The 23584-nt window shown below is 68.4% G+C and carries 20 protein-coding genes; 12 read left to right on the forward strand and 8 right to left on the reverse strand.

The window, feature by feature from the left end:
- The first annotated feature begins 11 nt into the window (after window positions 1–11).
- Window positions 12–1403: an LLM class flavin-dependent oxidoreductase gene (locus WFH00_RS08735; protein ID WP_336660439.1), complete on the forward strand. Its 1392-nt coding sequence runs from the start codon at window positions 12–14 to the stop codon at window positions 1401–1403.
- A gap of 114 nt (window positions 1404–1517) precedes the next feature.
- On the opposite strand, the gene WFH00_RS08740 is transcribed toward WFH00_RS08735, so the two are convergent.
- Complete coding sequence (locus WFH00_RS08740; RefSeq protein WP_336660440.1) at window positions 1518–2201, reverse strand: methionine ABC transporter permease; 684 nt, start codon at window positions 2199–2201, stop codon at window positions 1518–1520.
- A gap of 167 nt (window positions 2202–2368) precedes the next feature.
- On the opposite strand from WFH00_RS08740, the gene WFH00_RS08745 reads away from it, so the two are divergent.
- Together WFH00_RS08745 and WFH00_RS08750 are read left to right on the forward strand one after the other, a co-directional pair.
- A complete protein-coding gene (locus tag WFH00_RS08745; RefSeq protein ID WP_336660441.1) occupies window positions 2369–3268 on the forward strand; it encodes a MetQ/NlpA family ABC transporter substrate-binding protein in 900 nt (299 codons plus the stop codon).
- A gap of 79 nt (window positions 3269–3347) precedes the next feature.
- Window positions 3348–4361, forward strand: a complete 1014-nt coding sequence (locus tag WFH00_RS08750; RefSeq protein WP_336660442.1) for a methionine ABC transporter ATP-binding protein — start codon at window positions 3348–3350, stop codon at window positions 4359–4361.
- A 148-nt stretch (window positions 4362–4509) separates the two neighbouring features.
- Here the strand turns inward: WFH00_RS08750 and WFH00_RS08755 are convergent, their stop codons facing one another.
- Window positions 4510–6276: an acetyl/propionyl/methylcrotonyl-CoA carboxylase subunit alpha gene (locus WFH00_RS08755; RefSeq protein ID WP_336660443.1), complete on the reverse strand. Its 1767-nt coding sequence runs from the start codon at window positions 6274–6276 to the stop codon at window positions 4510–4512.
- A gap of 208 nt (window positions 6277–6484) precedes the next feature.
- Between WFH00_RS08755 and WFH00_RS08760 the strand changes: the two genes are divergently transcribed.
- The 6 genes from WFH00_RS08760 (at window position 6485) to panB (ending at window position 11103) form a co-directional block, all read left to right on the forward strand.
- Complete coding sequence (locus tag WFH00_RS08760; RefSeq protein ID WP_336660444.1) at window positions 6485–6943, forward strand: FAS1-like dehydratase domain-containing protein; 459 nt, start codon at window positions 6485–6487, stop codon at window positions 6941–6943.
- Window positions 6940–7365, forward strand: a complete 426-nt coding sequence (locus WFH00_RS08765) for a MaoC family dehydratase (RefSeq protein WP_336660445.1) — start codon at window positions 6940–6942, stop codon at window positions 7363–7365. Before WFH00_RS08760 ends, WFH00_RS08765 begins: the two co-directional genes overlap by 4 nt.
- Window positions 7366–7427: 62 nt before the next feature.
- On the forward strand, window positions 7428–8555 hold the full coding sequence (locus WFH00_RS08770; RefSeq protein ID WP_336660666.1) for a UDP-N-acetylmuramate dehydrogenase: 1128 nt from the start codon (window positions 7428–7430) through the stop codon (window positions 8553–8555).
- 7 nt (window positions 8556–8562) lie between these two features.
- Window positions 8563–9369 (forward strand): DUF2520 domain-containing protein, encoded by an 807-nt coding sequence (locus WFH00_RS08775; RefSeq protein WP_336660446.1) that lies wholly within the window; start codon window positions 8563–8565, stop codon window positions 9367–9369.
- Window positions 9366–10253: a pantoate--beta-alanine ligase gene (panC, locus tag WFH00_RS08780; RefSeq protein ID WP_336660447.1), complete on the forward strand. Its 888-nt coding sequence runs from the start codon at window positions 9366–9368 to the stop codon at window positions 10251–10253. Before WFH00_RS08775 ends, panC begins: the two co-directional genes overlap by 4 nt.
- Window position 10254: 1 nt before the next feature.
- The gene (panB, locus tag WFH00_RS08785; RefSeq protein ID WP_336660448.1) at window positions 10255–11103 is read left to right on the forward strand and encodes a 3-methyl-2-oxobutanoate hydroxymethyltransferase; all 849 of its coding nucleotides are present in this window, start codon (window positions 10255–10257) and stop codon (window positions 11101–11103) included.
- A gap of 137 nt (window positions 11104–11240) precedes the next feature.
- On the opposite strand, the gene WFH00_RS08790 is transcribed toward panB, so the two are convergent.
- Together WFH00_RS08790 and WFH00_RS08795 are read right to left on the reverse strand one after the other, a co-directional pair.
- Entirely contained in the window at window positions 11241–13775 is a 2535-nt protein-coding gene (locus tag WFH00_RS08790) for an Ig-like domain-containing protein (RefSeq protein ID WP_336660449.1), read from the reverse strand.
- A 374-nt stretch (window positions 13776–14149) separates the two neighbouring features.
- Window positions 14150–16324: a S1 family peptidase gene (locus tag WFH00_RS08795; protein WP_336660450.1), complete on the reverse strand. Its 2175-nt coding sequence runs from the start codon at window positions 16322–16324 to the stop codon at window positions 14150–14152.
- A gap of 279 nt (window positions 16325–16603) precedes the next feature.
- On the opposite strand from WFH00_RS08795, the gene WFH00_RS08800 reads away from it, so the two are divergent.
- Window positions 16604–17053 carry an META domain-containing protein gene (locus WFH00_RS08800; protein ID WP_336660451.1) on the forward strand — a complete coding sequence of 150 codons (450 nt, stop codon included), beginning with the start codon at window positions 16604–16606 and terminating at the stop codon, window positions 17051–17053.
- Window positions 17054–17165: 112 nt separating this feature from the next.
- Here the strand turns inward: WFH00_RS08800 and WFH00_RS08805 are convergent, their stop codons facing one another.
- Window positions 17166–18284 carry an N-formylglutamate amidohydrolase gene (locus tag WFH00_RS08805; protein WP_336660452.1) on the reverse strand — a complete coding sequence of 373 codons (1119 nt, stop codon included), beginning with the start codon at window positions 18282–18284 and terminating at the stop codon, window positions 17166–17168.
- Between the two features lie 79 nt (window positions 18285–18363).
- Window positions 18364–18843, reverse strand: coding sequence for an ATP-dependent zinc protease family protein (locus WFH00_RS08810; RefSeq protein WP_336660453.1), 480 nt, complete (start codon window positions 18841–18843; stop codon window positions 18364–18366).
- A 26-nt stretch (window positions 18844–18869) separates the two neighbouring features.
- On the opposite strand from WFH00_RS08810, the gene WFH00_RS08815 reads away from it, so the two are divergent.
- On the forward strand, window positions 18870–20063 hold the full coding sequence (locus WFH00_RS08815; protein ID WP_336660454.1) for a RimK family alpha-L-glutamate ligase: 1194 nt from the start codon (window positions 18870–18872) through the stop codon (window positions 20061–20063).
- An 83-nt stretch (window positions 20064–20146) separates the two neighbouring features.
- Here the strand turns inward: WFH00_RS08815 and WFH00_RS08820 are convergent, their stop codons facing one another.
- Window positions 20147–21103, reverse strand: a complete 957-nt coding sequence (locus WFH00_RS08820) for a diacylglycerol/lipid kinase family protein (protein WP_336660455.1) — start codon at window positions 21101–21103, stop codon at window positions 20147–20149.
- A 94-nt stretch (window positions 21104–21197) separates the two neighbouring features.
- On the reverse strand, window positions 21198–21752 hold the full coding sequence (locus WFH00_RS08825) for a hypothetical protein (RefSeq protein WP_336660456.1): 555 nt from the start codon (window positions 21750–21752) through the stop codon (window positions 21198–21200).
- Between the two features lie 60 nt (window positions 21753–21812).
- On the opposite strand from WFH00_RS08825, the gene WFH00_RS08830 reads away from it, so the two are divergent.
- Window positions 21813–23570, forward strand: a complete 1758-nt coding sequence (locus tag WFH00_RS08830) for a deoxyguanosinetriphosphate triphosphohydrolase family protein (RefSeq protein ID WP_336660457.1) — start codon at window positions 21813–21815, stop codon at window positions 23568–23570.
- Window positions 23571–23584 lie beyond the last annotated feature (14 nt).

Below are 23584 nucleotides of genomic sequence, written 5' to 3' on the forward strand. Positions count from 1 at the left end.
AAGCGACCAGCATGAGCACCGAACCCACGCGCGATGACGCGCAGCGCATCCACTTGAACCTCTTCACCATGAACACGGTGGGGCATCTCTCGCCCGGGCTGTGGCGGCACCCGAGCGACCAGAGCCGCCGCTACACCGAGCTGCCGTACTGGCTCGACATTGCACGCACGGCCGAGGCCGGGCTGCTCGACGCGATCTTTTTCGCCGACGTCCTCGGCACCTACGACGTCTACGGTGGCAACCCCGAAGCGGCCCTCCGCGGTGGGGTGCAGGTGCCGGTGAACGATCCGCTGCAGCTCGTACCCGCGCTCGCCTCCGTCACCGAGAACATCGGCTTCGGGGTGACGGCCTCGACGTCGTTCGAGCATCCGTTCCCGTTCGCGCGGCGCATGTCGACGCTCGACCATCTGACCGGTGGCCGCGTCGGATGGAACGTCGTCACCTCGTACCTCGGATCGGGGGCGCGCAACGTCGGGCTCGAGGCGCAGGTGTCGCACGACCGTCGCTACGACATCGCCGAGGAGTACCTCGAGGTCTGCTACAAACTGTGGCAGCGGAGCTGGGATGACGACGCGATCGTCGCTGACGCGGCCACGGGCGTGTTTGCGGATCCCGAACGCGTGCATCCCATCGCGCACCAGGGGGAGTTCTTCTCCGTGCCCGGTTTCCACCTCGCGGAGCCGTCTCCGCAGCGCACACCCGTCATTTACCAGGCGGGCGCCTCGTCTCGCGGCGTGCGCTTTGCCGCGCGCCACGCGGAGCACGTCTTCGTGGCGGCGCCGACCCGAACGGTGCTGCGGAAGCAGGTGCAGGCGGTGCGCGATGCGGCTGCAGAGGCCGGTCGGGACCGGACGCCCCCGGTGCTCAACCAGCTCACGGTCATCGTCTCCGACACCGACGCGCACGCGCAGCAGCTCTTCGAGGAGTACCTCGACGTCGCCTCGCCCGAGGGAGCGCTCACGCTCATGTCGGGGTGGACGGGCGTCGACTTCTCCCAGCTGGACCCCGATGCACCGCTCACCGGGCACAGCAGCAACGCGATCCAGTCCGCGCTCGCCGCATTCACGGACGCTGACCCTTCCCGGGCGTGGACGCCGAGGGAGATCGCGGACTACGCCCGCATCGGCGGCGACGGCCCGGCGATCGTCGGGTCCGCTTCGACGGTGGCCGACGCCATCGAGGAGATCGTCGAGGAGACGGGGGTCTCGGGCTTCAACCTCGCCGCGGTTTCCCAGCCCGAGACGCTGCGCGGCATCGTCGAGCACCTGGTGCCCGAGCTGCAGTCGCGCGGTCGCTTCAAGCGGGAATATGCGCCGGGCACCCTTCGCGAGAAGCTGGGCGGATCGGCCCCGCGTCCCGCGACCGACCACCCTGCCGCGCAGGTGCGTATTCCGGGCGCCTGATCGCGGGGCCGCTTGCCGGGGCCGCCCGATCCGCCCCGGCTCGACGGCGCGGCGGTGTGCCATGCCCGCGCGTGAAACGCTGGGCCGACAGACCTCCCGCGCGATCCGCCGCCCTTATGTCACTCGGCTGCGGCTGAAGCGACGCACCGACCAATCTCCGAGCAGCTGGATGCCCTGAACGAGGATGATCTGCAGCACGACCGTGACGATCATGACGTCGGTCTGGAAGCGCTGATAGCCGTAGCGGATCGCGAGGTCGCCGAGGCCACCGCCGCCGAGCACGCCCGACATCGCCGTGTAGTCGATGAGCGCGATCGCAGTGACGGTGACGCCCGCGAGGAGTGCGGGGCGCGCCTCGGGGAGCAGGATGTGCTGCACGATCTGGCGGGTGGACGCGGCCATCGACTGACCGCACTCGATCAGACTGTGATCCACCTCCCGCAGCGCGAGCTCGACGAGGCGGGCGAGAAACGGGGTCGCCGCGATCACCATCGGTGGGATCGCGCCCGCGACGCCGAGGGTCGTGCCGGTGATGAGCGCCGTGAGCGGCAGCACCGCGATCATCACGATGATGAACGGGACGGATCGCACGATGTTCACGACGGTAGAGAGGACGCCGTGCACGAGGGCGTTGCTACGGATGTGGCCCCGGCCACTGAGATACATGAGGATCCCGAGCGGGAGGGCGAGCACAACGGTGCAGGCGAGTGAGACGACCAGCATCGTGACGGTCTCGCCGAGCGCCGAGGCGACCTCGGGCCACGAAACGTTCGGAAGGTAGCGATCCATGGTGTCCATCTTCACGAATCGATCAGCGCCCGCCGCCTTTGTTGCGCAGCATTACCGCGGGCGGTGCGGTGCCGGGATCGTCGCTCGTACGATGCATGCAGTGCACGCGACCGAGAGCCTTCTCGTGGCGCACCCCGGGCACCGGAGCCCGACCGAGACTTCGAGGAGACACCGACATGACGAGCAACACCCCAGGCCCTGGCAGCAGCGCCGCGCAGTCGCTGATCGCGGACGCGGCGGCCCGCAGAGGCGCGACGAAGAAGCGCGGCATCATCATCGCGGCAGCCATTGCTGCCGTCGCGGTGGTGGCGATCGTGATCGTGACGATCTTCGCCCAGCGCGGCGGGGCCGCCTCGGAGCGCCAGAAGCTCGTGGTGGGTGCGACTCCCGTGCCGCACGCCGAGATTCTCGAGCAGGTGAAGCCCCTGCTCGCCGAGCAGGGGATCGACCTCGACATCGTGGTCTTCCAGGACTTCATTCAGCCGAATGCGCAGCTCACGGAAGGCGAGCTCGACGCGAATTACTACCAGTACCTTCCGTTCCTCGACAACTACAACGAGGAGAGCGGCGCCGACCTTCAGCCGACCGTTCCCGTGCACATCGAGCCCTTCGGCGCGTTCTCCGAGAAGTTCGACAGCCTCGACGAGGTCACCGAAGGGTCGAAGGTCGCGATTCCGAACGACCCGGTGAACGTGGGCCGAGCGCTCACCCTGCTTGAGCAGGAGGGGCTCATCACGCTCGCGAACCCCGGCGACACCGCATCGACGGTGGGCGACATCGCCGAGAACCCGCGCAATCTCGACATCGTCGAGCTCGAGGGTGCGTCGCTCGCGCGCTCGATCGACCAGGTCGACGTCGCCTTCGTCTTCTCGAACTACGCGCTCGACGTGGGGCTCGATCCGCTCAGTGCGATCTTCACCGACGCGGGCAACGAGAAGTACGCGGAGTACCTCGTGACCCGACCGGAGCTCGTGGACGATCCGCGGATCAAGGCGCTCGACGAGGCGCTGCAGTCCGACACCGTGCGGGACTTCATCGAGAGCGAGTACGAGGGTTCCATCGATGTCGCCTTCTGAGGCTCCGGCGGCTTCTGCGGGTTCGGCGGCTTCTCAGGGATCTACGGGATCCGCGGGTTCTGCGGAGGGTGCCGGGGGCGTGGAACCCGCCCGCGGGACCATCTCGCTGCGCGGCGTGCGGAAGACGTACCGACGCCGCGGCAGAGAAGATTTTCACGCGCTCGATGGCGTCGACCTCGAGATACCCGGTGGCTCGATCTTCGGCGTCATCGGTCGAAGCGGCGCGGGAAAGTCCACGCTGCTGCGCACGATCAACCTCCTCGCCGAGCCCGACGCCGGCGAGGTGCTCATCGACGGGCTGCGCGTGGACGGCTCAACCGGATCGGCCCTTGCGGCGCATCGCCGCAAGACCGGAATGATCTTCCAGCACTTCAGCCTCATGGCGTCGAAGTCGGTGTGGCAGAACGCGGCGCTGCCGCTCCGGCTTGCGGGGGTCGCGGAGGCGGAGATCGATCGTCGCGTCGCCGAGCTCGTGACGCTCGTCGGGCTTGAGGATCACGCGCACGCCTTCCCGGCCAGCCTGTCCGGCGGTCAGAAGCAGCGGGTCGCCATCGCGCGGGCCCTGGTACACGACCCCGAGATCCTGCTCTCCGATGAGGCCACTTCAGCGCTCGACCCCGAGACGACCCGGTCGATTCTCGCGCTCATCCGCCGCATCAACCGGGAGCGCGGCGTCACCGTGGTGCTCATCACGCATGAGATGTCAGTGGTCGAGGAGATCGCCGACGCGGTCGCGATCGTGGACGGTGGACGCGTGGTCGAGGAGGGCCCGACGTGGCGCCTTTTCAGCGAGCCTCGCCACGCGATCACCGCCGACTTCGTGCGCGCGGCGCGGCGCGACCGGCTCGCCGACATCGCCGCCGCGGTCGATGACATGGAGTGGATCGGCGCGCACCGGTACGTGGCGCGCCTTGACGGCACCTCCGCGACGGGGATCGCGGCGGTCGCCGATGTCGCCCCTGATTTCCGCGTGCTCAAGAGCGACATCCGGGCGGTGCAGGGGCGACCGCAGGGGTATCTCGCGTTCGAGACGGGTGCCGCGCTCACGGACGCCGAGCAGGCGGCGCTGCGCGTGGAGGCGCTCCCGCGCTGATCCTGCCCGTGCGCGTGCCGCGCCGATCCTACCCGCACCGGGATCGACTCCCGTTACCGAGTTCGACCACGAAATGCGAGCATTCGGAGTCGAACTCAGCGATCGGAGTCGATCTCGGCGGGGAGGGGGCGCGGGTCGCCCGTGGCGACTACTCCGCGTCGACGATCGAGAGCAGCAGGTGCCCGCTCGGCACGGTCTGCCCGACCGGCGCATCGACGCCAGCGACGACGCCCGAGCGGTGCGCGTAAATGGACTGCTCCATCTTCATGGCCTCGAGCACGACGAGCAGCTCGCCCTCGGCGACCTCCTGGCCCTCCTCGACCGCGAGCTTGACGACCGTCGCCTGCATGGGCGCGCTGACACTGTCTCCCGCGGCGCCCGTGATGCCCGCGCCCTTCGCACGGCGCGGCGCGGGGCCTCGCGTGACCTCCTGGTCGACGAGCGGCAGCAGCGTCGCGGGCATCGTCACCTCGACGCGACGGCCCTCGACCTCGACGGTCACGGTGCGGCGCTTCGGATCCTGCGCGATCGGGGGCACCTCGCCCTCCCAGGGCTCGATGTCGTTCTCGAACTCGCTCTCGATCCACAGGGTGTAGACGCCGAAGTGGCCGTCGGGCGCGGTGAACGCGGGGTCGCGCACGATCTTGCGGTGGAACGGCAGCACGGTCGGCAGCCCCTGGATCTCGAACTCGTCGAGGGCGCGGCGCGAGCGCTCGAGCGCTTCCTCGCGGGAGGACCCGGTGACGATCAGCTTTCCGAGCATCGAGTCGAACGAGCCGGAGACCACGTCGCCCGACGCCACACCCGTGTCGACGCGCACGCCCGGCCCGGCAGCGGGCTTGAAGAGCGAGACCGGCCCGGGCGCGGGGAGGAAGCCGTTGCCCGGATCCTCACCGTTCAGTCGGAACTCGAACGAGTGCCCGCGCGGCTTGGGATCGCCGTATTCGATCACGCCGCCCTCGGCGATGCGAAACTGCTCGCGGACGAGGTCGATGCCCGTGACCTCCTCGGACACGGGGTGCTCGACCTGGAGTCGCGTGTTGACCTCGAGGAACGACACGGTGCCGTCCTTCGCCACGAGGAACTCGCAGGTGCCGGCGCCGACGTAGCCGACCTCCTTGAGGATCGCCTTCGACGCGGCGTAGAGCTTTTCGTTCTGCTCGTCGGTGAGGAACGGCGCGGGGGCCTCCTCAACGAGCTTCTGGTGCCGACGCTGCAGCGAGCAGTCGCGGGTCGAAACGACGACGACATTGCCGTGCTGATCGGCGAGGCACTGCGTCTCGACGTGACGCGGCTTTTCGAGGTACTTCTCGACGAAGCACTCACCGCGGCCGAACGCTGCAACGGCCTCACGGGTCGCGGACTCGAAGAGCTCAGCGACCTCCTCGCGCTCGTACGCGACCTTCAGGCCACGACCGCCGCCGCCGAATGCCGCCTTGATGGCGATCGGGAGACCGACCTCATCGGCGAACTCGAGCACCTCGTCTGCGTTCTGCACCGGGTCGCTCGTGCCGGCGGCCAGCGGGGCGCCGACCTTCTCTGCGACGTGGCGCGCGGAGACCTTGTCGCCGAGACGCTCGATCGCGTCGGGGCCGGGGCCGATCCAGATGAGGCCGGCCGCCATCACGGCGCGGGCGAACTCTGCGTTCTCGGCGAGGAAGCCATAGCCGGGGTGCACCGCGTCGGCGCCCGAGCGACGGGCGACCGCGAGGATCTTCTCGATGACGAGGTAGGTGTCGGCGCTCGTGGTGCCGTTCAGCGCGTAGGCCTCGTCGGCGAGCTGCGCGTGAAGCGCATCGCGATCCTGATCGGCGTACACCGCGACCGAAGCGATTCCGCTGTCTGCTGCAGCTCGGATAATGCGGACGGCGATCTCACCGCGGTTGGCGATGAGCACTTTACGAATGCGCGACATGAGGTACAGCCTATTGGAGCGGCCGCGTCATCCCTTGGATATATCGCACAAACCTTTTTCGGAAACGTTACCGATGGCCACAGCGGCGGCATCCGCAGCGGCATCGTCCCCTGAGCCTCGTGCGCCACAGCTCGTCAGGCTTTGTAACAACACAGACCGGCCCGACTTCTCTGACCGCGCCCGGAAAGGCCGTCGGTACACTGGCAGGGTGGTGAATGCAGAGATCCAAGGCCGGGTATATCCGTCGACCGCGCCGTACCTCGTCGGTCGTGAGAAGGTGCGCGAGTTCGCTCGCGCGGTGCTGAGCGAGTCGCCGCTCCACCTCGATCCCGACGCGGCCCGCGCTGCCGGCTTCGCCGACGTCGTTGCGCCTCCGACCTTCGCTGTCGTGGTGCAGGAGGCGACCCTCGCCCAGCTGCTCGCCGACCCGGAGGCGGGTGTCGACTTCTCTCGCGTGGTGCACGGCGATCAGCGCTTCACCTACACGCGCCCGATCGTCGCGGGAGACGAGCTCACGGCGACCCTGACGATCGCCGCCGTGAAGCAGCTCGGCGGCCACTCCATGGTGACCGCGTCGAGCGCGATCGTCGACGTTGCAGGCGAGCACGTCGTCACCGCGATCTCGACGCTCGTGGTGCGCGCCGCGGAAGAGGAGGACCAGGCATGACCGCCCCGAACTTTGCAGAGCTCACCGTCGGCGATGTCGTCGCGGAGCGCGAGCTCACCCTCACCCGCGATCGTCTCGTGCGATACGCAGGCGCCTCGGGCGACTTCAACCCGATTCACTATCGCGACGACATCGCGGCCTCGGTGGGGCTCCCGGGCGTGCTCGCGCACGGGATGCTCACGATGGGCGTGGCGGGCTCGGTCGCGACCGACTGGCTCGGCACCGCAGGCAGCGTGCGAGATTTCCAGTCGCGCTTCACCCGGCCGGTTCCCGTCGACGCCGCCGAGGGCGCCCGCGTCTCGGTCACCGCGACGATCGGCGCTCTCGACGCGGAGGCCCGCACGGCACGCATCGATCTCAAGGTGGTCTTCGACGGGGCGACCGTGCTCGGAAAGGCCCAGCTCGTGGCGGCCTTCGCGTGACCCTGCCCAGCATCGAACCCGACCAGACGGGCGACGGCACGCCGATCTCACGGCTCACCACCATGCGCGTCGGCGGCCCGGCTGAGCGCTTGCTCGTCGCGCACGACGCCGACGAACTCGTGTCGCTGGCTCGGGAGCTCTGGAGCGAGGGCGAACCGTGGCTGCTCCTCGGCGGCGGATCGAACACGGTGATGAGTGACGAGGGCTTCCCCGGCACGGTTCTGCTCGTGCGGTCGACGGGGATGACCCCGGTTGACGACGACTCGCTGCCCGCGGGGCGGATCCGCCTCCGTGTGCAGGCCGGCCACGATTGGGACGACCTCGTCGCTGCGGCCGTGGAGCAGGGCTGGTCGGGCATCGAGGCGCTCTCGGGCATCCCGGGTGCGGCGGGCGCGGCGCCGGTGCAGAACATCGGCGCGTACGGCCAGGAGCTCTCGGACGTGCTGCACTCGATCGAATTTCTCGACGCGGCGAGCGGCGAACTGCGGCGGATCTCCGCGGAGGAGCTCGAGCTCGGGTACCGCGACTCCGCCATCAAGCGCGGCCTCGAGGGCGTCGTTGTATCGATCGATCTCGTGCTCACGGCGGGCGAGGAGGTGCGGGCGCAGCGCGCACACGCGGCACCCGATGCGCTCTCCGAGCCCATAGCCTACGCACAGCTCGCGCGGGCCCTCGACGTGGAGCTGGGGGACCGTGTGCCGATACGCCAGGTGCGCGATTCGGTGCTGCGGCTGCGTGCATCGAAGGGCATGGTGCTCGATCCCGACGACCGCGACAGCTGGAGCTCGGGATCGTTCTTCACCAACCCCATCGTGTCCGAGAGCTTTGCGCGAAGCCTCCCCGAGAACGCGCCGCGCTTTCCGATGGAGGTCGTCGAGCCTGAGCCCGAGGTCACGACGTTCGAGGAGATTGCGGCGGGGTATCCGCTGCGCGTGCCGAACCCCGCTTCCGAGGGCCGCGTGAAGCTCTCCGCGGCTTGGCTCATCGAGCACTCGGGCGTGCAGCGCGGCTTCCGTCTGCCGGGCTCCGGCGCCGCGATCTCGTCGAAGCACACGCTCGCGATCACGAACCGCGGCGGCGCGTCCGCTGGGGACGTCGCTGAGCTCGCGCGCTTCGTCGTGCAGCGGGTGCAGCAGGAGTTCGGCCTCGTGCTCGCTCCCGAACCGAATCTGTACGGGCTCGAGCTGTAGCGGCGCCATGCGGGTCCAGATCGTCGGCAAGGGCCGCATGGGCACCGCGCTCGACCACGCGCTGCGTGCCGCCGGGGCCGAGGTGCTGCCGCTTGCGGGTCGCGAGGCTGGCGGCGCAGGGTCGGTCGGTGACGGGGGCGGATCCCCGGACGTCGTGCTCCTCGCCGTTCCCGACGCCGCAATCGCCGAAGCCGCCGCGCGCATCCCGGCCAAGCCGGCCAGCGCCGGCGGCCCCCTCGTCGGCCACCTCTCGGGCGCGACCCCGCTCGCGCCCCTGGAGCCGCACGAGGCCTTCAGCCTGCACCCGCTGCTCTCCGCGACCGGGCCGGGCACGCGCTTCGAGGGCGCGTGGGCGGCCGTCGACGGAACGAGCGACCGAGCGCGCGAAGCGGCCGAAGGCCTTGCGGCGCTCCTCGGCCTCCGCACGTTCCGTGTGAACGATGCGGATCGCGCGGCGTACCACGCTGCGGCATCCATAGCGGCGAACTTCCTCGTTGTGCTCGAGGGTGCCGCGGAGCAGCTCGCGGCGACGGCCGGCGTGCCCCGCGAGGCCCTGGCTCCACTCGCCGCGGGGGCGCTCGCCAACTGGGAGCGGCTCGGCGCGGAGCGCGCCCTGACCGGCCCCGTGGCACGGGGCGACGAGGCCACGATCGCGCGCCAACGTAAAGCGGTGGCTGAGCGGATACCGTCGTCGCTCTCGCTGTACGATGCGATGGTGGCGGCCAGTCGTGACCTGGCCGCGCGAGGCGGGAGCACAGCGCTCCCGAGTGAGTCGGGGCAGACCGGTTCACCGGCCACGGAGGAGTCGACATGAAGATCGTGCGCACGGTGCGCGAGCTGCGCGAGCAGGTGCGAGGCGCCCGCGCAGGCGGTTCGGCTCGTGTCGGGCTGGTGCCGACGATGGGCGCGCTGCACGAGGGGCACATTTCGCTCGTGCGGGCCGCGCAGCGCGATGTCGATTTCGTCGTGATGTCGATCTTCGTCAACCCGAAGCAGTTCACCGAGGCCTCCGACCTCGACGGGTACCCGCGCCAGGAGGAAGCCGACGCCGCGCTCGCCGAGTCGGCGGGCGTCGACGTCATCTTCGCCCCCGCAGCGAGCGAACTGTATCCCGAGGGCTTCGCGACGAACGTGCACGTCGGCGGCTCGCTCACCGAGACGCTCGAGGCAGCCGGGCGCGGCCCGCAGCACTTCGACGGCGTCGCGACGGTGGTCTCCAAGCTGCTCATCGCCGCCGATCCCGACGCCGCGTACTTCGGTCAGAAGGATGCGCAACAGCTCCTCGTGGTGCGCCGCATGGTCACCGATCTCGGTCTGCCGGTCGAGATCGTCTCATGCCCCACGGTGCGCGATTCCGACGGCCTCGCGAAGTCGAGTCGCAACGTGCGATTGAGCGATGCGGATCGCGCGCGGGCTCTCGCGATCCCGCGCGCACTCGAGGCTGCCGAAGCGGCGCTGGCGCTGGGGGAGACGAGCACCGCGGCCCTGCACGCCCGCGCCGCGGCCGTACTCTCGGCGGCGGGCATCGAACCCGAGTACGTCGCCTGCGTCGACACGCACGCCCTCGAACCCGTCGACGTCGTCGATCAACCGGTCTTGCTCGCGATTGCCGCGCGCGTGGGCGAAGTGCGGCTGATCGACAACACGCTGCTGACCCTGCCCGGCGCTGAAGCGCAGCTCGACCCCGAGGAGAAGTGACATGTCGAAGATTTCGATCCCGGCGCTCGCCGAGAAGCACGCCGCGGGAGATCCCATCGTCATGGTGACGGCGTACGACTACCCGGGGGCGCGCGCTGCCGAGCGCGCCGGCGTCGACATGGTGCTCGTCGGAGACTCCGGCGCGCAGGTGGTGCTCGGCTACGACTCGACCGTTCCCGTCTCGACCGACGAGATGCTCGTGCTGGCCCGCGCGGTGCGGCGTGGCACTGAGACCGCGTTCCTCGTGTGCGATGTGCCGTTCGGCAGCACCGAGTTGTCCGACGCGCAGGCGGTGGAGACCGCGATTCGCTTCGTCAAGGAGGCAGGCGCTGACGCGGTGAAGCTCGAGGGCGGATCCGCACCCCGTCTCAGTCGCATACGCGCGATCGTCGCGGCCGGTGTGCCCGTGGTGGCGCACCTCGGGCTGACGCCGCAGACGGCGACCGCGCTCGGAGGGTTCCGCGCCCAGGGTCGCACCGCCGAGACGGCCGCTCGCCTCGTGCGCGAGGCGCGCGGCGTGCAGGAGGCGGGCGCCTTCTGCGTGGTGATCGAGGCGGTGCCTACGGAGATCACGCAGTTGCTTCGGCAAGAGCTGCACATTCCGACCATCGGGATCGGCGCGGGAGCCGCGAGCGGTCAGGTGCTCGTGCTCAACGACCTGTTGGGCATCACGGAGGGGCATACGGCGAAGTTCGTGAAGCGGTACGCCGCGCTAGCCGACGCTGCGGCCGAAGCGGTCAGCGCCTACGCCGAGGAGGTGCGCTCGGGCGCCTTCCCCGCGGCCGAGCACTGTTACGCGGCGACCGAGGAGGCACTCGCCGCGGCCCGCGCGGAGCTTGCACGGAGGTAGCGGGCGAGAAGAGTCGCCTCGTCGTCACAGCGCGAGCTACGCTTCCTTGCAGGTCGTGCGGGTGAAAACACAGATGGGGCGGGGTTCGTAGTGAACCCCGCCCCATCTGTGCGTAACCATGTAATCGGTCCGGCCGCTTAGGCCTCCGTGCGCTTGCGCTGGCGGACCGTTCCGGCAGCATACACGCCACCCGCGATGACGAGCGCGAGCGAGGTCAGCACAATCATCGGCGCGAAGTCGGAGCCGAGACCGGTCGAAGCGAGCAGACCCCCCTCATCCGGGGTCGCGTTCTTCGCGCCCGTGTCTCCGGTGGTGACTGCCCCGGCATTCACGTGGCCCGCGGCACTGGAGCTCGCGGTGCCGTTGTCGCCCGAGCCGCCTGAGCCGTTGCCGCCTGCGGTGCTGTTGCCGGCTGCGGTGCTGTTGCCGCCTGCGGTGCTGTTGCCGCCCGTACCTGCGGTGCCGTTGCCGCCGCTGCGCGCTGCGCCGTTGCTATCCGAACCCGAGGTGCCCTCCGCGTCGGCAACGGGCTCTTCAGGAACGACGACCGAGAACGTGGTCTGCGCGGATGATTGTGAAGTGACACCGTTGATGGTCTGCTCGGCGGTCGCCGTGTAGTCTCCCGCGACGAGTGCGTCGGTCAACGCGATGGACCACGTGCCATCGGCATCAACCGTCGTGGTGATGACGACCTCCTTGCCGGAGGCGTCGACGACGGTTACTGCCACCTCGGCACCCACGAGGCCGGTGCCCGAGAACGTCGGCGTAGCCGCGGTCTCTGCTTCGGACGAAGGCTGCGTGATTTCGGGAGCATTCACCGGGGCAACCACGGTCACTGAATCGGTGGCCTCGACCGTGATCCCGGCGACCGTCTCCGACGCGACGATCTCAGTCTCGCCCGCGTCAGCTGCCGTGATGGTGACGGTCCACTCGCCCGTTGCAGAAGCAGTGGTGGTGACGGTCTGGCCGTTCGCCTTGACGGTGACCTTGGCGTCCGCCTCGGCCGTGCCGGTCACCTCGACGCTCGCGCCGCCCGCTGCGATCTCCGCGCCGTCTGACGGGGAATCGATCGCGATGGGAGCCGGGTCGAATGCCGGTGCCTGGCCCCAGATCGTGTAGTTACCGAGGCTGCCGTAGTCGCTGTACTCGTTCGCCTCAGTTGCGGTCGCGCTGCTCGGATCGCCGAGGCCGACGCCTTCGACCGCGAGGTAATAGATGCCGGCATCGACCTGAACCGTGATGGAAGAGTCGAGTCCCTCTGCAATGCCCGCGACGACCGTGGTCGTGGGAGCATCTGCGGCGAGCTCCGTGCCCGACGCGTCGGTAAGCGTGAGTTTCGTGTCGAGGTTCGGACCGATCTCGGCGACATCGACGGTCGCTTCGAGCGTGCCGCCGAGCGTTTTCAGCGCGAAGACGTCGGCGTCGGCGGTGGTGCTGACAGTGCCGTCGAGCGAGAAGGTGTCGTTCGAGTTGTCCAGCTCGCTTGCCTTTGCCGCGTCATCACCGTGGTCGTCGGCGATGAAGTCGGCGCGGTCGAGGAAGTCGTAGTCGATGGTGAGCCGATCGCCGTACGTGTCGCAATCGATGCCGGTGGGCTCGTACACGACGTCGCCATCTTTCGGGTTCGTGAGGTCTACCCCGTTCGGATTGCAGACCGACGATCCCATGAAGAACTCGCCATTGTCGAAGCGCAAGCCGATAAACGTTTCTTCCGCGGCATCACGATCGGTAATGATTGCGAGATCATCCTCGGTGTTGGTCGAGCTCGCGTAATCGCCGATCGACCACTGTGAGAGCGGGGAGCTATAGGGTGCACCCATGATCGGGCCCCACAGTCCGCCGTTCGGCGCGTAGTACTCGTTGCTCCCGTAACCATCGTGGTCGAGCCCGAAGTTGTGGCCGGCCTCGTGCGACACGACGTCGGCGATCTGTTCCGCGCCGTCGCCGACGCCCTGCGTAAAGGCGAAGGCGGGGGAGAGGTACTCGGAGCCGGTGCCGCCGAGAAACGCGATGCCGCCCGATCCCGCGCCGAACGCCGGGGTGCTGTCCGTGACGACCACATGGGAACCATAGGTCTTATCAGAGGCGGACGTCTTGAAGAGCGCGTCCGCGCCCGGATCCGCTGTCGTCACGTTGACGTTGAAGGGCGCGTAGTCTTCCGCGACGCGTGCCCATACCTCCTCCTGGTCGACGCTCGGGGCGCCGTCGAGCGAGTAGCTCGCTTCGACGACCTGACCGAAACCGAAGCTGTCGAAGTTCCAGCCCGATCGCTCGACGGTCTCGCCGTCGAAGTCAATGTAGAGCGTGACGGGAGCGCCCGGAAGGGATCCACCAGTCGGCGTCTTACCGGAGAGTGCTTCGCTGGCGGTGAACGAACTGCCGGCCTCCTCCTGCACATGAGCCGGTGCCGGGTCGATGAAGGCGACGTGCCCTGTGGATGCGACGAGGATCTCTTCCGCCGCAATCTGCTGCTCGACGCCCTCGGGCGTCGTTTCGAGCGACTCGGCCGCAATGGCAATCGCGTCGTCTGCGGTGAGGCCCAGATCTTGCACGTCTTGAATGGTCGGATCTTGCGCGCTCGTGTCCTCCGCCATCGCCGGTGTGGCGACGAAGAGACTGCCGAGCCCGAGAATCGCTGCCGCGCCGAGCGCGACGGGACGAGATTTCGTCACGTGTCTTCTCCCGAGTATTCGTAGGTGGTCATCGTTGGCCACCGTGAGACACGGACGAATGAACGACGGATGCTTGCGCGTTCCCCCGCGCGAGCACCCTGGTCCGACACCAGGGGCCTCGTCAAACGTAGGTGCGCTCAGGAGAGGCGAGCGGGTTTCAAGTCAGGACACGGTACGGCAACTCTGAATTAGAGCGTGCACGTCGTAAAGCGTTCGACGGACATCACTCACGTACGGGAATCGGCTACGAAAAGCAGTAGATCGTGCGAGAGGCTGCGAATGGTTTCTCTCGTGTCGGGCCACACACGACGATGGGCCCCGATCCGAGGATCGAGGCCCATCGTGCTGAACGCGCTGGATGAGCGCTGCCGAGGTTACTCGGAGTGGTTGGTGCCGAATCGACGCTGGGCGACGAGAATCGCAGCCCCGCCGATGATCAGCATGGCCAGAGCCGAGAGACCAAGCGGCAGCATCAGGCCGGCGTCAAAGCCCGTTACGGGAAGATCCGCTCCGCCCGCGCCTGCGTCACCCGGGGCTGCAGGCTGCGTCGGATCAGCACCCGCGCCCGGGTCCGTCGGAGTCACGGGAGCGACCGGATCCACAGTGGGAACCGCGACATTGAAGACGATGCTCACCGGAGCGGAGCTAATGCCGTTGACGGCCTGCGTGACCTCGAGTGCATAGGAGCCCGCACCGAGCTGAGCCCCGAAGCTTGCGGTCCAAGCCTCGTCCTCCACCGCGACCGCGAGCGCACCGATGTTGTCGCTCGCGCCCCCGGCCTGAGCCGTAATGTCCTCGCCGTTCAGCAGAACCGTGACGTCCGCACCATTCAGGCCGCGTCCCGAGAGCTCCGACGGGGCCTTCTCAGCCTCGTAGGTGGTGCCGTTCTCGATCGAGAGATCGGTGACCGGCGTGGGGCGCACGATGACCTTGCCCGTCGCCGCATCCGAGGTGTTGCCCTCGAACTCCTGGCGAACGCTGACGTCGTACTCGCCGATCTCGACATCGGAGAGCTCGATCTCCCACTTGCTGTCCTGGCCGACCATCGCGGTAAAGGTGTCGCCATTGAACTCGGCGGTGATGTCTGCGCCGGCAACGCCGGTTCCGGTGAGGGTGACATCACTATCTGTCGTGTCGACGTCCTTGACCTTCGGAGCACCGAGCTGGACCGTGAAGTCGACCTCGACAGTTTCGGAGTGGCTCAAGCTATTGGTTGCGGTCAAGTAGAGCGTGTGCTGACCGGGAATGTCAGAGACCTTGAACGTTGCCTTACCGTTTTCCACCGGTACCGAGTCACCTGAGTTCTGGGTACCGACCGAGAGGCGGGTCGCGTTGCTCGGCGCGCTCACGACGATCTCGCTGCCGCCGTCGATTGCCTCGCTGAGGTCGGTGTCGACCGTCGGCTCATCGATGTCGAGCGCGACTTCGTAGCCCGGAATGTGAGGCAAGATGTGCTTCAGCGAAGCCGTCCAGGTGAACTGGGGGATGTCGCCCGAAGCGGGGCTACCGCCGCTAATTACGCCGATAGCGCTGTTTCCCTGGAACACTGCTCCACCCGAGTCGCCAGGCGCGGCAAGAACGTCGCTTTGGAATCCGCGAACCCACCGCGGATCTCCGTCCGGTGTCGTGATGATGGACCAGCCATCAACGAGCGCTCCAACGGTGCCGCTGGTGTATCCGGTAGTGCGACCGCTCTTCGATACCGCCGAGCCCTCCGTCGGGTCGGTCGTCTTGACACTCTTGATAGCAATGGTCTTTGCAGCGAGGTCATCGTCCTCTGCTGTCGACCAATCGGTAATTTCCGGGCGAAGATCAAACTGCGATCCGATGTTCTCGATAATCGAGACGTCAGTGCCCTCAGGGTCAGGCACAGGTTCGCTAACACTGAGGTCCGCGTCGGAATTATTGGTTCCACCGAACTGAGAGAACCCGAACTCACCGAGCATGCCGGTACCGTTCTGCTCGTTACCCGTTCCCGGCAGGTCTCCGGTCACCGCAGGCTGAACAGAGGGCTTGACGAGAGCCGTCCCGCTGTATGCCCCGTCGTCCGTGCAGTGACCAGCGCTCAGCAGTGCGGGCTCGCCCTCGGGACTCCAAGCTGAGAATCCGATGGAGCAAAAGCTCACACCTTCTTCGCCCTCAAATGCGAGGTAGCCAGCGCCGCCAACTACGTCGGTCGCTGCGTACGCGACGGGTGCCGACGAGACGGTCTGTACGTTGGCACTGGGCGCTCCGAGTTGGGCGGCATATGCCTCAATCGCAGCATCTACTTCTGCACCGGTTTCGCTCCCCTCCGTCTGAACGACCACGGGGACTCCGTCGCCATCAACACCGAGAGCGACGACCTCAACGCCAGCGTCTTCGAGTGCTTCCGCAGCTTCGTCGGGAGCCTCTTCGGGCACCGAGGTTTCCTCAGCGGGCGCCTCGAGCACCTCCTGCTGATCAGTAGTCGGCGTTTCGTCATCTGCGAATGCAGGAGCTGAGATGAAGAGGCTGCCGAAGCCTATGGTGATTGCCGCGCCAAGCGCGATCGGACGACGTTGTGTCACGTGTTTTCCCCCGTGGACTCGTGAATTGACAGTGGCCAACCGACGAATCGAACATTCGGATGGTTCCTGTCGGGTGCTCGCGCGTCCCCTGCGTGAGCTTCCCTGTCCGACACAACGGGGCCTCGGCAAACCTAACCTGAATGTTGACCGCACGCAAGAGGTGAGGGAGCTGTGAAGTGCGACGCAGTGCAGTATTACGCCGTCTCACGTGCGGTACGCGCTGGATGCCCTCTCACCGACGAAGGATACGATGCCGGTATCCGAAGGGGAGGGAGCGTGATGAGTGACGCGAGGGGACGAAGGTTCGCGGCGGTAGCCCTGCTGGGGGCGGCGATGCTGCTGAGCGGGTGCTCCGCTGCTGGCGAAGTCGGAGAAGCGGGCTCGGGGAAGAGCGCGAGCGAGAGCGAGAAGGGTGGAACGGTGTCGATAGGACAGGCGGATCTCATCGGGACGTGGAAGTCCGACGAGAAGGGGAACCCGCATCTCACCTTCACCGAAGATGGCAAGGTGCAAGGGAGCGACGGATGCAATGGCATCTCGACGACCTACAAGATCGATGGGGATAGGGTCGCGCTCGAACCATTCGTATCGACCCTCAGGGCGTGCCCGGGCGTCGATGACTGGCTGCGCGGAGTCCGAGAGCTGGAATTCAGCGGCGACGCGCTCTCGGTGATCAACGGAGACGGTCAGTCCGTCGGCACCCTGCACAAGGCAGCAGACGAGGAGTAGCGCGGAGGAGAAGTAGCGTGGCTTGCTAGGGGCTTGGGGCAGTGACGCCTCGAGCGCCGAACCCTACTCTGAGCGCTCGATGCTCTACACCTTCTCGTCCGTCGATCCTCGCCTACGCCTCGTCGCGGAACTCGTCCCACGCGCGCTTGGACGCGTACGCGATGATGTCGATCCGCTCGCGATCCTCGTCGACCCACGACGTGCCCGCCGCTCGCAGCTCCTCGAGCGCCCCGGGCCCGAGCACGTAGTCCCGCGAGAATTCGGCCTGCACGGCCCCCAGAACGAGCCGCTCGCCCGCCTCCGCGGCCCGATCCGCCACCGAATGGAAGTGCGCAGCCGCTGCGACGATCTCATCGCCTCCCCGGTAGGGCTGGTTCAGCAGCACGGCCTCGGGAGCGCTCACCTCGAATCCGGCCCGGTGGGCCGCAGCGAGCCGACGGAGAGCTTCGGCCGGCATCGTCAGAGGCTTGGAGGGATCGCGCTGCTCTCCGTGCGCATCGCCGCGATTCGAGAGCGTGACCACGGCGGGCATGAGGTGTTCGTCGTCTCGAATCTCCTCGATCGCACCGGCGGGCGTGAGCCGAGCGTTCGCGGAGTCGTGGAAGGAGAGGCGGGTGAAGGCTCCGCCCTCCTGCTTGGCGTGCTCAATGAAGCGGCGGGTGAGCTCGACGCACGTCGCCTCATAGATATCGACACCACCCTCCGCGACGGAGAGCAGCGCGTGCGCGAGCCGGTCGAGTTGCTCGTCGCTCTCGGGCGCCCGCAGGATCGGCACATTCGAGAACGACACGGGGCGCACGGCGTCGACCCCGGAGAGGTCGACGGGTTGTGAGTCTGAGCCTCCCGAAGCTCCCGCTGCCCGCACGCGCTCGAACGCGCGCCCCAGGTCGCCGCGCAGGTCCACGGGCATCGGCCGGTTCGGGTCACGAACGAGCCGGGAATGGGGGTTCACCACGACGACGACGCGGGGGTCGATCTGCGCCCAGCGAATCGCCACCGAAGCCGCACCCGCGTCGGAGAAATCGAACTGCATGCGGCGCGTGAGCTCGGGAGCAAGAAACTCAGCGAGCTCCTCCGGGATCGCTGCGGTCGCGTGCGGCACGGTGACCAGCAGATCCGCCTCGGCGATCGCCTGGTCGAGGTCGCGCATGTCGGGATCGGCGTAGTGAATGATGTCCACTGCGCTGAAAACCGTGCCTGCCGGAATCAGATCGATGTTGCTCGCGCTCATGGCAACAGAGTAGTAGTGCGTTCGAGGTGCAAATAGACGGTGGCGCGGCGGCGTCAGTTGTGGTGGAGCGAGCCGCGGCTCAGGCAATACCCCGGTTGCGGCGGCGGATCTGCCGCACGGGCTTGCCCCCGACGTACGACGCTGCGGGATCGACCACGAAGCCCTGTCGCAACGCCTCGCGGCCGATGAGCATGCGGAACCCCATCTCCTCGCGATCCGTCAGCGTGACCTCGGCGGTGATCCCCCGGCCCGCGAGCCCGATCCGCATCATCACCACCGGCCGGAGCTGCGCGTGCCCCGACGAGCTGCGCACGGTGCGGCGGTCGTGCACGGGAAGCTCGACCGCGACCGCGTCTTCGTCGTCGACCTGCCACGGCTGCACGAGGAAACGCACCCAGGGCTCGCCCGAGCGATCGAACTCCTCGATCTCGGTCGCGTGCAGCGCCGAGGTCTGCGCGCCGGTGTCGATCTTCGCTTTGATCCACGGCACGCCGATTCCGGTCAGGCGAACCCATTCACGCCACCCCGTCAGGGTGCTTGAATGGTCGGGTACGCTCACGGCTCCTATCTTGGCAGGAAATCACAGTGAAACTGGCGATTCTTTCGCGCGCTCCACACGCGTATTCCACGCAGCGGCTCGAGGCTGCGGCGCTCGAGCGCGGACACACGGTGCGCGTGCTCAACACGCTGCGATTCGCGATCGACCTCGCGGGGGATGAGCCCGACCTGCTCTACCGTGGCAAACCGCTGAGCGATTACGACGCGATCCTGCCGCGAATCGGCAGTTCCATCAGTTATTTCGGTACCGCGGTCGTGCGCCAGTTCGAGCAGATGGACGTCTACACGCCCAACACGTCGAACGGCATCGCGAACGCACGCGACAAGCTGCGCGCGATCCAGATCCTCTCCCGCCACAACATCGACATGCCTGCGACAGCGTTCGTGCGCAATCGTGCGGACGTGCGGCCGGCGATCGAGAGCGTCGGCGGGGCCCCGGTCGTCATCAAGCTGCTCGAGGGCACGCAGGGCATCGGCGTGATCCTCGCCCCGCAGGTGAAGGTCGCCGAGGCGATCATCGAGACGCTGCACTCGACGCGGCAGAACGTGCTGATCCAGCGCTTCGTCTCGGAGAGCCGCGGGCGCGACGTGCGCGCGCTCGTCATCGGTGATCGCGTGGTGGCGGCGATGCGGCGCACGGCGGCGGGCGACGAGTTCCGTTCGAACGTGCACCGGGGCGGCACCGTCGAGGCGGTGCAGCTCGACCCCGTCTACGAGCAGACGGCGGTGCGGGCGGCGCAGATCATGGGGCTGCGGGTCGCCGGCGTCGACATGCTCGAGGGCGATGAGGGACCGCTCGTCATGGAGGTCAATTCCTCCCCGGGCCTGCAGGGCATCGAGAGCGCGACGGGCCTCGATATCGCGGGCGCGATCATCGACTTCATCGGCAATCAGGTGAACTTCCCCGAGATCGACGTACGGCAGCGGCTCAGCGTCTCGACCGCGTACGGCGTCGCCGAGCTCACTATGCACGGATCGGAATATGTCGGACAGACCCTCGGCGAACTCGGGCTGTGGGATCGCGACGTCACCGTGCTCACGCTGCATCGCGGCGTCCAGGTGATCCCGAACCCGCGGAAGAACATCGTGCTCGAGGCCGACGACCGCCTACTCTGCTTCGGGAAGCTCGAGGAGATGCGGTCGATGATTCCAGCGCGCAGGCGCAGGCGGGCCCGGGTGCGCAAGCTGTCGAAGGCCGCTCAGGAGCTCGCGGACGGGTAGCGGATCGAGCCGGGCCTGAGCGGGGTCGTCGGGGCCGCGGCGTCGGCGTGGCAGCGTCCGCGTGACCGCGCCGGATGCCGGCGTCAGCGCAACCGCAACGCCCCGGGCAGCACCTCGACCGTGAACGCGGTCACCTCGCCGACCTCGTCGCCGTCGATCTCGAACACGGTCGGCGTCGGAAGCTCGAACGAGACCTTCGTCGCGCGCAGGTGATCCGTCGACTCCGTGCTCTCCGCGGTGTCCGCGCGCGTAATCATGCGCTTCAGCCCGTTCTGCCAGACGAAGTTGCGCATCGTGTCGAGCCAAGCCGCCGCGTCGTTTGCGCGGAGCACGAGGAGGTCGAGCTCCCCGTCGTCGGGGGTGGCGTCCGGCACCAGGGTGATCCCGCCCTGAATATCACCGCAGTTCGCGATGAGCACCGTGTGCGCCTCCTCCGTCACGGTCTCCTGGTCGTCGAGCGTCATGGCGAACTTCACGACCTCTGCGCTCGCCGCCGCGCGCCCGAGCGACTCGACGTATGCGAGCCAGCCGGCCCGGGCCTTGAGGTCATCGTCGGTTTCGATGATCATCTGGGCATCGATGCCGAAGCCCACCATCACGACGAAGCCGTGCTGCTGCTCCGTGCCGTCGGCGCGCCGGAACCGCACGCGCCCGAGGTCGAGCGGCGTCGCGTGCTGGGTGAGCACGCGAGCGAAGGCGGCGCGCGGGTTGCCGATCGGGATGCCGACATTGCGGGCCAAGAGGTTTCCGGTTCCCAGGGGCGCAACGCCGAGCTCGGCGGCGGGTGATCCCGAATCGCCCAGCGCCTCGGCCACCGCGCGGATCGTGCCGTCTCCGCCCGCGGCCACGACGACGTCGCAGCCTCGCGTGACGGCCTCGGCGGTCGCGCTGAGCCCGGCGTCCTCCGCCGACGTCTCGAACCAGAGCACCTCGGGGGCGGGGCCGGGCACGCGAGAGGCCGCGGCCTCCCACTCGGAGCGCAGCTCGCGCTCGGACACCTTCGATGGGTTCCAGACGATGCCGATGCGTTCGGCGGTCATGCGGCCTGCTTTCGGTCGGGGGTGCGCTGCGGCGAGAGTGCGGGCTGCGCGGGAATGATGGTTGAGAAGGAGTGGGAGCGGGCTGGCGGGCGGATCACAGCGCGCTCAGCAGCGATTTCCAGTGCTCGCGCCACTCCTCGATGCGGTCGCCGTCTGCGAGGCCGTCCTGACTCACCGCGAGGATCGTCTTCTGCGCGTCCTTCGGCGTCGCCGAAATCTCGACCCGACCGGCGCCGTCGAGCGAGAACCGCCAGAAGCTCCGCTTCTCGGTGCGAGAGGGTCGCGGATCGCCCGCCGCGTGCCCGAGGTGTTCGGCGATGCCACCGTGAGCCGTTACCCACGCTTCGATCGCGGTGTCGCGGTCGAGCGTGAGGGTGCGGCTCGCGCTGACGCGGAAGGTTCCGCTGGACGACTGGCCTGGCACGCGGAGGCCCGCGTGCTGTTCGTACGCGATCGCGACGGCCTGCGCCCACCAGTCGGGGTTGTAGAGGTCGTCGGGCACCGCCGCGCGAGCGATCTTCGCGATCTCCGCGTGGGGGAGGGTCGCGGCGCCCTGCGCCTCGAAGAGGGCGACCCAGGCCTCCCACTCCCGGCCGGTTGCGCGCTCGATGGCCGGTACGTTCTCAGCACGCGTGCGGTTTCCGCTCATCGCCCCTCCTCTGACCGTTGCGCTCAGTGTACCGGCGCGGCCCGTGCTTGAATAAGGGGCATGCAGGTCAGGGAGGGTGGGCTCGAGGCCGAGGTTGACGCCGGGGTTGGGGTCGGGGCCGAGGTCGGTGAGGCGCTGGGCGTCGCGCGCGCGAGCGAGCGCGGTGGCGGCGCGCGAGATACAGGCGTCGCCGGCGGATCGGCCGCGGGCCGGGAGGCTCGGAGCTTCGTCGAGCATGTCTCGTCGCAGCACCGGCCTGCTGGTATCTCCGACTCGCAGTGGCCCGCGGAGATCGAGGGTCTCCCCGGCGCGGCGACCGCGGTCGAGCCGCAGGAGTACCGCGTCGATCTCGAGCGGATCCGCTTCTCCTCGTACTTCGCGCGCCTCTCCGACGTGACGCAGGTCGTGCCGCAGTCGGGCGTCGGGCCCGTCATGCACAACCGCCTGACCCACTCGCTCAAGGTGAGCGCGGTCGCGCGCGTGATCGCGGCGCAACTGGCGGGGCGCGCGGCCCAGCACGCGGCGTTCGCGCGCGGAGAGCGTGTCGAGGACGACGCCGTCGGGGCGAGCATCACGCGACTCGGGGGCTGCGACACGATCGTCGCGCAGGCCGCCGCGCACGCGCACGACCTCGGGCACCCGCCGTTCGGCCACCTCGGTGAGCGCGTGCTCGACCGGGTCGCGCGCGAGCAGCTGGGGCTCGCCGAGGGCTTCGAGGGCAACGCCCAGAGCTTCCGCATTCTCACGCAGCTGGACACGCTCGGGCGCGACTTCCCGGGGCTCAACCTCACGGCGGCCACGCGAGCCGCGACGCTCAAGTATCCGTGGACGCGAGGAGCCTGGGTGGGCGTCTCGGAGGCAGCAGTGCCCGCGCCCGATCGCCCGCGGGGTGTGGGCATCGACGCGGACGCCGGCGCCGAGAAGTTCTCCGTCTACGCGCTCGACTACGCCGAGATGGAGAGCGCGCTCGCGCCGTTCGCGGCCGTCGCGCAGGGAATGCAGACGGTCGAGTGCGCGGTCATGGACCTCGCCGACGACATCGCGTACGCCGTGCACGACCTCGACGACTTCACCCGCGCCGGGGTGCTGCAGCAGTCCTCGGTCGCGGGCGAGTTCCGCGCCTGGCTCGACCGCTCCGGGGCGCTCGCCACCGAGCCCGACGAGGCGCTCGAGGCCACGTGGCGCACGCCGGGTCGCTCACTCGAGCTGCTGTGGCGCCGACTGCATGCGAAAGACGGGTGGATCGCGGATCGTGACGCCTTCCGCGCCGCAGTGAGCCGGGTCAGCGAAGAAGTGGGGGAGGCGCTGCTTGCCGCACCTTATGACGGCGGCATTGAGAGTGAGCGCCGCGTCTCCGACTTCACCCGCCGCTGGATCGATCATCTCCGCACCTCGATCGTCGTCGAGGAGCGCCCGCACGTGCGTAGCGGTTACGTGCGTCTCGGAACGCAGGCGTGGCACGAGGTGATGGTGCTGAAGTTCGTGCACGCCCACTTCGTGCTCGAGCGGCCGGAGCTCGGGCAGCCGCAGCGAGGTCGGGCCCGAGTGGTGGAGGAGCTGGTGCTCGGCTTCGACGCGTGGCTCGCGGACCCCGATGACGCAGGACGCGCGCCGCGACGCCTGCTCGAGTGGGCCGAGTCCGCGACCGAGGAAGGCTTCGCCGTGCGACGCGAACGCCCGGAACTCCTGATGGGTGACACGAGCGAGGCGGGCATGCGCCGACAGGGCCGAACGCGCGCGATCCTCGACTATGTCGCCTCGCTCAGCGACCAGCAGGCCGTGACCACGCACCGCGCACTGACGGGCGTCGAGCAATGACTGCGAGCGTAGGG

The organism is Leucobacter sp. USHLN153, assembly GCF_037145615.1.
Classification (GTDB): domain Bacteria; phylum Actinomycetota; class Actinomycetes; order Actinomycetales; family Microbacteriaceae; genus Leucobacter.